This window comes from Streptomyces sp. NPDC058741 (genome assembly GCF_042746715.1).
Lineage (GTDB): Bacteria > Actinomycetota > Actinomycetes > Streptomycetales > Streptomycetaceae > Streptomyces.
The window spans coordinates 9112-17121 of sequence record NZ_JBHYQH010000074.1; the positions used below are offsets into that span (position 1 = coordinate 9112).

Annotated in this window: 6 protein-coding genes and 1 pseudogene; 2 read left to right on the forward strand and 5 right to left on the reverse strand. The window is 71.9% G+C overall.

Features of this window, described 5'->3' with window-relative positions; translation table 11 throughout:
- Positions 1–5 precede the first annotated feature (5 nt).
- The 5 genes from mqnC to mqnE all read right to left on the reverse strand — a co-directional run bounded on the left by mqnC (position 6) and on the right by mqnE (position 4606).
- Positions 6–1211: a cyclic dehypoxanthinyl futalosine synthase gene (gene mqnC, locus ACFW6P_RS31235; protein WP_386425647.1), complete on the reverse strand. Its 1206-nt coding sequence runs from the start codon at positions 1209–1211 to the stop codon at positions 6–8.
- 33 nt (positions 1212–1244) lie between these two features.
- Complete coding sequence (locus tag ACFW6P_RS31240; RefSeq protein WP_386359596.1) at positions 1245–2144, reverse strand: menaquinone biosynthetic enzyme MqnA/MqnD family protein; 900 nt, start codon at positions 2142–2144, stop codon at positions 1245–1247.
- A gap of 45 nt (positions 2145–2189) precedes the next feature.
- Positions 2190–2951 carry a thioesterase II family protein gene (locus ACFW6P_RS31245; RefSeq protein ID WP_386359597.1) on the reverse strand — a complete coding sequence of 254 codons (762 nt, stop codon included), beginning with the start codon at positions 2949–2951 and terminating at the stop codon, positions 2190–2192.
- A gap of 97 nt (positions 2952–3048) precedes the next feature.
- Positions 3049–3348, reverse strand: a complete 300-nt coding sequence (locus ACFW6P_RS31250) for a ferredoxin (RefSeq protein ID WP_386359598.1) — start codon at positions 3346–3348, stop codon at positions 3049–3051.
- A gap of 94 nt (positions 3349–3442) precedes the next feature.
- Positions 3443–4606, reverse strand: a complete 1164-nt coding sequence (mqnE, locus tag ACFW6P_RS31255; protein ID WP_386359599.1) for an aminofutalosine synthase MqnE — start codon at positions 4604–4606, stop codon at positions 3443–3445.
- A gap of 404 nt (positions 4607–5010) precedes the next feature.
- Between mqnE and ACFW6P_RS31260 the strand changes: the two genes are divergently transcribed.
- Together ACFW6P_RS31260 and ACFW6P_RS31265 are read left to right on the forward strand one after the other, a co-directional pair.
- Positions 5011–5871, forward strand: a complete 861-nt coding sequence (locus tag ACFW6P_RS31260) for a 1,4-dihydroxy-6-naphthoate synthase (RefSeq protein ID WP_386359600.1) — start codon at positions 5011–5013, stop codon at positions 5869–5871.
- Between the two features lie 293 nt (positions 5872–6164).
- Positions 6165–8010, forward strand: a pseudogene (locus ACFW6P_RS31265) (type I polyketide synthase); the annotation flags it as partial.

The following is an 8010-nucleotide window of genomic DNA, read 5'->3' on the forward strand; positions in this document are numbered from 1 at the left end:
GGAGCTCAGGTGGTGGCGATCAGCTTCAGCTCCGGGTGGGCGGTGCCGCCCGCGATGGCCGTGGAGGACACGTGCGAGACGATCCGCTCGTCGACCGGGTCGTTCGCCGGGTCGTCGTGCACGACGAGGTGCTCGTACGTCGTCGAACGCTGGGCGGGGACGCGGCCCGACGCCCGGATCAGGGTGAGCAGCTCGACCAGGTTGGAGCGGTGCCGGGCGCCGGCGGAGGAGACGACGTTCTCCTCCAGCATGATCGAGCCGAGGTCGTCCGCGCCGTAGTGCAGGGTGAGCTGCCCGACGTCCTTGCCGGTGGTCAGCCAGGAGCCCTGGATGTGCATCACGTTGTCGAGGAACAGGCGGGCGATCGCGATCATCCGCAGGTACTCGAAGAGGGTCGCCTGCGTGCGGCCCTTCAGGTGGTTGTTCTCCGGCTGGTAGGTGTACGGGATGAACGCGCGGAAGCCGCCCGTGCGGTCCTGCACGTCGCGGATCATCCGCAGGTGCTCGATCCGCTCGGCGTTGGTCTCACCGGTGCCCATCAGCATGGTGGAGGTGGACTCCACACCCAGCCGGTGCGCGGTCTCCATGATCTCCAGCCAGCGCTCGCCGGACTCCTTCAGCGGGGCGATGGCCTTGCGCGGCCGCTCCGGGAGGAGCTCGGCGCCGGCACCGGCGAAGGAGTCCAGGCCCGCCTTGTGGATGCGGGTGATGGCCTCCTCCACGCTCACCCCGGAGATCCGCGCCATGTGCTCGACCTCGGACGCCCCCAGCGAGTGGATGACCAGCTGCGGGAACTCCTTCTTGATGGCGGCGAAGTGCTTCTCGTAGTACTCGACGCCGTAGTCCGGGTGGTGGCCGCCCTGGAACATGATCTGCGTGCCGCCCAGCTCGACGGTCTCGGCGCAGCGGCGCAGGATGTCGTCCAGGTCGCGCGTCCAGCCCTTGTCGGTGTCCTTCGGGGCGGCGTAGAAGGCGCAGAACCGGCACGCCGTGACGCACACGTTCGTGTAGTTGATGTTCCGCTCGATGATGTACGTCGCGATCTGCTCGGTCCCGGCGTACTTCCGCCTGCGCACCGCGTCGGCGGCGGCGCCCAGCGCGTGCAGCGGGGCGTCCCGGTAGAGGTCGAGGGCCTCCTCGGGGGTGATCCGTCCACCGGCGGCGGCACGGTCGAGGACGGACTGGAGTGGATGGTGCGAGGGTCGAGACATGGTGGCCGGGCCTTTCCGGGGGCGTGGTTCGGATCAGAGGGCGGAGGGTTCGAGCAGCCGGACGGCGACGTCGCGCGGGAACCCCTCGGCGCCACCGCCCACTCGGCGCGCGAACTCGGCGATTCCGGCGAGCTGAGCGGCGCCGAGGGTGAAGTCGAGGGCCGTGGTGTAGTAGCGCTCCAGCGTCGCCGCGTCGAACTCCTCCCACCGGGACGCCTGTTCACAGACCTTGGTCACCTCCGCGAGCGACAGGTCACGGGAGGCGAGCAGATCGGCGTGCACCTGCCGCACCAGTTCCGGCTCGCGGGCCAGGAAGTCGCGACGCGCGGCGAACACGGCGAACACGAACGGCAGACCCGTCCAGTCCTTCCACATCCGCCCCAGGTCGTGCACCTGGAGACCCATCCGGGGCGCCTCGTACAGCGCCGCGCGCAGTGCCGCGTCACCGATGACCACCGCGGCCCTCGCCTCGGACATCATGGTGCGCAGATCAGGCGGGCACACGGAGTACTCGGGGCGCACGCCGACGCGCTCGGCCAGCAGCAGCTGCGCCAGCCGCACCGACGTGCGGCTGGTCGACCCCAGGGCGACGGGCTGTCCGTCCAGGTCCTCCAGTGGCACCTGGCTGACGAGGAGGCAGGACATCACGTCGCCGTCGCTGCCGACCGCGATGTCCGGCAGCGCGACCAGGTCGTCGGCGTGGCGCAGGAACTCGAGCAGGCTGATCGGCCCCATGTCGAGCTCGCCCGCCGCGAGCGCCTCGTTGAGGCCGTCCGGCGTGTCGGCGCGCAGGTCCATGTCGAGGAGGGAGCCGGTACGGGCCAGCCCCCAGAACAGCGGCAGGCAGTTGAGGAACTGGATGTGTCCCACCCGAGGACGGCGCCGCGGCACCTGCGCCGGTCGCACTGTCTCGGGGGCGGGTTGCTCGGTCATGGTGCACAACTCCCTGAACGGGTCGAGGGGAAGGGCGGGCGCCGGTCAGCCCCGGCGGGCCGGCGCGGCGAAGTGCTCGTGCAGGACGGCGACCACCTCGGCGGGCCGTTCCGAGAGGAAGAAGTGGCCGCCGGAGAAGACCCGCACCTCCGATCCGGACAGGGTGTGCTCGCTCCAGGCCCGCGCCTCGTCGAGCGACGTCCTGGGGTCGGCGTCACCCGTCAGGACGGTCACGGGGCAGCGCACCACCGCCCCGGGCTCGCAGCGGTAGGTCTCCACCGCCCGGTAGTCGCTGCGGATCGCGGGCAGCACCATGCGCAGCAGCTCCTCGTCCTGGAGGACCTGTGCGTCCGTGCCGGCGAGCGCCCGCAGTTCGGCGATCACCCCGTCGTCGTCCAGGGTGTGCACCCGCTCGTCCCGGGTGCGGGACGGCGCGCGCCGCCCGGAGGCGAACAGCCGCACCGGACCCGACCCGGCGCGTTCCATGCGGCGCGCCACCTCGAACGCCACCAGCGAGCCCATGCTGTGACCGAAGAACGTCAGCGGACGGTCGTCCCACCCGGTGAGGGCCTCGGCTACCCGGTCGGCCAGTTCGGCCACCGACGCGGGTCCCGGCTCGTGCCGCCGGTCCTGACGCCCGGGGTACTGGATCGCCGCGACGTCGACGCCCGGGCTGAGGGCGTCGGCGACCGGCACGTAGAAACTGGCCGAACCACCGGCGTGCGGGAAGCACACCAGCCGCTCCGGGGCCTCGGGGGAGGGCCGGAACCTGCGGATCCACAGGTTGTCGGGGGTGGGGGACCTCATGGGATGTACGCGTCCTTCCGAAGTGTCGATGTGCTGCCCGGGCCCGGCCACCGGGCGGCGTGGCGGTACGCCCGGTGGCCGGGGGAGCGGGGCCGGATCAGTCGTCGGCCGCGGGACCGTACACCTCGACCTGGTCGGAGACCCGGCGCACGTGGATGCACTCGCCGGGGCACTCCTTGGCCGAGTCGACCACGTCGGTGAGCAGGTCCAGGGGGATGCGGGTCGTCGAGCCCGGCGACTGGAGCAGCTCGTCCTCGTCGCTCTTGACGTAGGCGAGCCCGTCGATGTCCAGCTCGAACACCTCGGGCGCGTACTGGGCACAGATCCCGTCACCGGTGCACAGGTCCTGGTCGATCCAGACTTCCAGTTCCTCGTCGTTCGTCGTCTGCGGGGACATAAACACCTGCCTGGCAGTGTCGTCTTGGCGCGCGCACGGAGCTGAGCCGTGCGCGCCGGTTCACTCGGGGCCCGGCCGCGAAGGCCGGACGGGGTCACACCCGCATCGGCTGGGGGGACTCCCGGCGCGCCGGGTCGGGGCCGTCGTACTCGCGGATGATCTCGTACCGCGTGTTGCGCTCCACCGGCCGGAAGCCGGCGTCCCGGATGAGGTCGAGGAGGTCCTCGCGGGTCAGCTTGTCCGGCGTGCCGTAGTTGTCCGCGTCGTGTGTGATCTTGTACTCGACGACCGACCCGTCCATGTCGTCCGCGCCGTGCTGGAGGGCGAGCTGCGCGGTCTGCACGCCGTGCATCACCCAGAACACCTTGACGTGCGGGACGTTGTCGAAGAGCAGCCGCGAGACCGCGAAGGTCTTGAGCGCCTCCGCGCCGGTCGCCATCTGCGTCCGCGCCTGGAGGCGGTTGCGGACCTTGCCGTCCTTCATGTCCACGAAGTCGTGCTGGTAGCGCAGCGGGATGAAGACCCGGAAGCCGCCGGTCTCGTCCTGCAGTTCACGCAGCCGCAGCACGTGGTCCACGCGGTGGCGGGGCTCCTCGATGTGCCCGTACAGCATGGTGCACGGGGTCTTGAGCCCCTTCTCGTGCGCCAGGCGGTGGATGCGGGACCAGTCCTCCCAGTGGGTGCGGTGGTCGACGATGTGCTGCCGTACCTCCCAGTCGAAGATCTCCGCACCGCCACCGGTCAGCGACTCCAGGCCCGCGTCGATCAGCTCGTCGAGGATCTCGGAGGCGGACAGGCCCGAGATGGTCTCGAAGTGGTGGATCTCGGTGGCCGTGAACGCCTTCAGCGAGACGTCCGGCAGCGCGGCCTTCAGCTCGCGCAGCGACCGCGGGTAGTAGCGCCACGGCAGGTTGGGGTGCAGCCCGTTGACGATGTGCAGCTCCGAGAGGTGCTCGTTCTCCATCGCCTTCGCCAGGCGGACGGCCTCCTCGATGCGCATCGTGTACGCGTCCTGCTCACCCGGCTTGCGCTGGAAGGAGCAGTAGGCGCAGGACGCCGTGCACACGTTCGTCATGTTCAGGTGACGGTTCACGTTGAAATGCACCACGTCGCCGTTCTTACGGGTGCGCACCTCGTGCGCCAGACCGCCCAGCCACGCCAGGTCGTCCGACTCGTACAGGGCGATGCCGTCCTCGCGGGACAGCCGCTCACCGGAGAGGACCTTCTCCTCCAGCTCGCGCTTGAGCCCAGCGTCCATGGCCGGGAACCTCCTCGTTCAGTGCCTGGCGGCACGCGTAGTGGGTCTGCGCACGGGGCGCTGGATGCCACGCCGGCGAGCCCGGTACGACCCGGCGCCCCGGCTGATCACGGTCCCGGCGGTCGCGCCCGGAGACGGGCGGACGCGCGGCCGGGACCGCGCCACACGGACACTCCGTCGCACCGGCGTCGGGCCCGCGGGGCCGGCCAATGATCCGGCGGCCGCGGGCCCCGATCCCGTCCGGTGGGCACCGACGCCGCGTCGGGTGGGGCTCCCCCATCCTCGCGGAGGGCAGTCTGGGGAAAATCCCATACCCGCAACGGCTTTGCTGAGGGCACCCCACCACTCACCGACGAGCCCACCGCACACCGACGAGCCCACCACTCACCGACGAAGGGGACGCCATGCCGGCACCACTGACCCTCGCGCACTCGTCCTGCCCGAACGACACGTTCGTCTTCCACGCCTGGACCGAAGGCCTCCTCCCCGGAGCACCAGAGGTACGGCTCACCCTCGCCGACATCGACGTCACCAACGGCCGGGCCCGGCGCGGGGAACTCGACGTCCTGAAGGTCTCCTACGGAGTGCTGCCGCACATCCTCGACGCGTACGCGCTGCTGCCCTGCGGCGGCGCCCTCGGACACGGGTGCGGGCCCCTCGTCCTGGTCGCGGAACCGAAGGAGCCCGCCGGCCTCGCCGGCGCCCGCGTCGCCGTGCCGAGCACCAGCTCCACCGCCTACCTGCTGTTCCGGCTGTGGGCGGCCGACGCCGTACCCGGCGGCGTGGGTGAGATCGTCGTCCTGCCGTTCCACGAGATCATGCCCGCCGTCCGCGACGGCGTCGTGGACGCCGGACTCGTCATCCACGAGGCCCGCTTCACCTACGGCCGCTACGGCCTGCACCGCGCGGCCGACCTGGGCGAGGAATGGGAGAAGCACACCGGCCTGCCCATCCCGCTCGGCGCCATCGTCGCCCGGCGCTCCCTGGGCGAACCCGTGCTGCGCACCCTCGCCGACGCCACCCGTGCCTCCGTACGAGCCGCCCGGCACGACCCCGACGCCTCCCGCGCGTACGTCCTGCGGCACGCCCAGGAGATGGAACCGGACGTCATCGACCAGCACATCGACCTGTACGTCAACGAGTTCACGGCCGACCTCGGCGAGGACGGCCTGCACGCCGTGCGCACCCTGCTCGACCGCTCCGCCGCTCTCGGCCTGCTGCCCCGGCTCCCCGACGGCGCCCTCGACACCACCCGCGGCCTGTGAACGTCCGGCCTCCTCCGGCACCATCCGCTCGCGAAGGCCGTCCTCCCGCCCGGCAACGCTAGAAGTTCTCTTAGAGCACCCCACCGACACCCCGATCACCGGCCCGACCCTTCCCACAATGGGCTCGGGGGACAGGCCCGGCACCGGGAGCGTCATGGCCTGTCCCCCCACGAGGGCATCGGGTGGCACGCCCGCCCCTCACCGACCCCGGCGCCCACAGGGCGCCGGGGCCCGCCCGATGCCCCCGTGCCCACCGGCGGGCCGGCGTGCCCGCTGCCGAAGGGAGACCGACCATGAGCGAGGACAGGCTGCGCGACTTCCTGAACCGTGTCTCCAGCGACCTCCAGCGCACCCGTGCCCGGCTGCGCCAGGTCGAGGGCAGGGCCACCGAACCGATCGCCGTCGTCTCCATGAGCTGCCGCTACCCCGGCGGGGTCCGCACCCCCGAGGACCTGTGGCACCTGGTCGACACCGGCACCGACGGCATCTCCCCGTTCCCCGGCGACCGCGGCTGGGACCTCGACACCCTCTACGACCCCGACCCGGCCACCCCCGGCACCTGCTACACCCGCGAGGGCGGCTTCCTCCACGACGCCGCCGACTTCGACCCGGCCTTCTTCGGCATGTCACCCCGCGAGGCCCTGGCCACCGACCCCCAGCAGCGCCTCCTGCTGGAGATCGTCTGGGAGTCCCTGGAACGTGCCGGACTGCGCCCCGCCGACCTGCGCGGCAGCGCCACCGGCGTGTTCGCCGGAGTCATGTACAACGACTACGCCACCCGCTTCCCGGAGCCGCCCCCCGGCGTCGAGGGCTACCTGGGCAACGGCAGCGCCGCGAGCATCGCCTCCGGGCGCGTCTCCTACACCTTCGGCTTCGAGGGCCCCGCCCTGACCGTCGACACCGCCTGCTCCTCCTCCCTCGTCGCCCTCCACCTCGCCGTGCAGTCGCTCCGCCAGGGAGAGTGCGACCTGGCCCTCGCGGGTGGTGTCGCCTTCATGTCGACACCGGTCACCTTCCTGGAGTTCAGCCGCCAGCGCGGCCTCGCCCCCGACGGCCGCTGCAAGTCCTTCGCCGACGCCTCGGACGGCACCGGCTGGGGCGAGGGCGCGGGCGTCCTGCTGCTCGAACGCCTCTCCGACGCCCGCCGCAACGGTCACCCGGTCCTCGCCGTCATCCGCGGCTCGGCCGTCAACCAGGACGGCGCGAGCAGCGGCCTCACCGCCCCCAACGGCCCGTCCCAGCAGCGTGTCATCCGGCAGGCAGTCGCCTCCGCCGGCCTCTCCCCCCAGGACATCGACGCCGTCGAGGCCCACGGCACCGGCACCACCCTCGGCGACCCCATCGAGGCCCAGGCCCTCCTCGCCACCTACGGCCAGGACCGCGCCGACGACCACCCGCTGTGGCTGGGCTCCCTCAAGTCGAACATCGGCCACACCCAGGCCGCCGCGGGCGTCGGCGGCGTCATCAAGATGGTCATGGCCCTGCGCCACTCCCGCCTCCCCCGCACCCTGCACGTGGACGCCCCCACCACCAAGGTCGACTGGAGCGAGGGCACCGTACGCCTCCTCACCGAGCCCGTCGCCTGGCCCCGCGCCGAACGACCCCGGCGCGCCGGAGTGTCCGCGTTCGGGGTCTCCGGCACCAACGCCCACGTCATCCTGGAGGAAGCCCCGGCGGCCGAACCGGAGTCCGCGGACACCCCCGGGGAACCTCTGCCCCAGGTGATCCCCTGGATCCTCTCCGCACGCACCACCGACGCCCTCGGCGCCCAGGCCACCGCCCTGCTGGCCCACCTCGGCACCCACCCCGGCCTCGACGAGCGGGCCGTCGCCCACACCCTCGCCACCCGACGCTCCCTCTTCGAGCAACGCGCCGTCGTCCTGGGAACCGACCGCGCCACCCTCACCGCCGGACTCAAGTCCCTCGCCGGGAACGTCACATCACCGGACGTCATCGTCAGGACCGCCCGACGGGGCGGCAGGACGGCGTTCCTGTTCTCGGGTCAGGGTGCGCAGCGGCCGGGGATGGGGCGTGAGTTGTACGAGGCGTTCCCGGTGTTCGCGGAGGCCTTCGACGCGGTGTGCGCGCAGGTCGGTGGGGAGTTGCGGGAGGTCGTCTTCGGTGAGGACGCGGAGCGGC

Excerpts from the sequence above, each read along its gene's own strand:
- ACFW6P_RS31245 (WP_386359597.1), bottom strand. The coding sequence starts at position 2,951 with ATGAGGTCCCCCACCCCCGACAACCTGTGGATCCGCAGGTTCCGGCCC.
- ACFW6P_RS31240 (WP_386359596.1), bottom strand. The coding sequence starts at position 2,144 with ATGACCGAGCAACCCGCCCCCGAGACAGTGCGACCGGCGCAGGTGCCG.
- ACFW6P_RS31250 (WP_386359598.1), bottom strand. The coding sequence starts at position 3,348 with ATGTCCCCGCAGACGACGAACGACGAGGAACTGGAAGTCTGGATCGAC.
- mqnC (WP_386425647.1), bottom strand. The coding sequence starts at position 1,211 with ATGTCTCGACCCTCGCACCATCCACTCCAGTCCGTCCTCGACCGTGCC.
- mqnE (WP_386359599.1), bottom strand. The coding sequence starts at position 4,606 with ATGGACGCTGGGCTCAAGCGCGAGCTGGAGGAGAAGGTCCTCTCCGGT.
- ACFW6P_RS31260 (WP_386359600.1), top strand. The coding sequence starts at position 5,011 with ATGCCGGCACCACTGACCCTCGCGCACTCGTCCTGCCCGAACGACACG.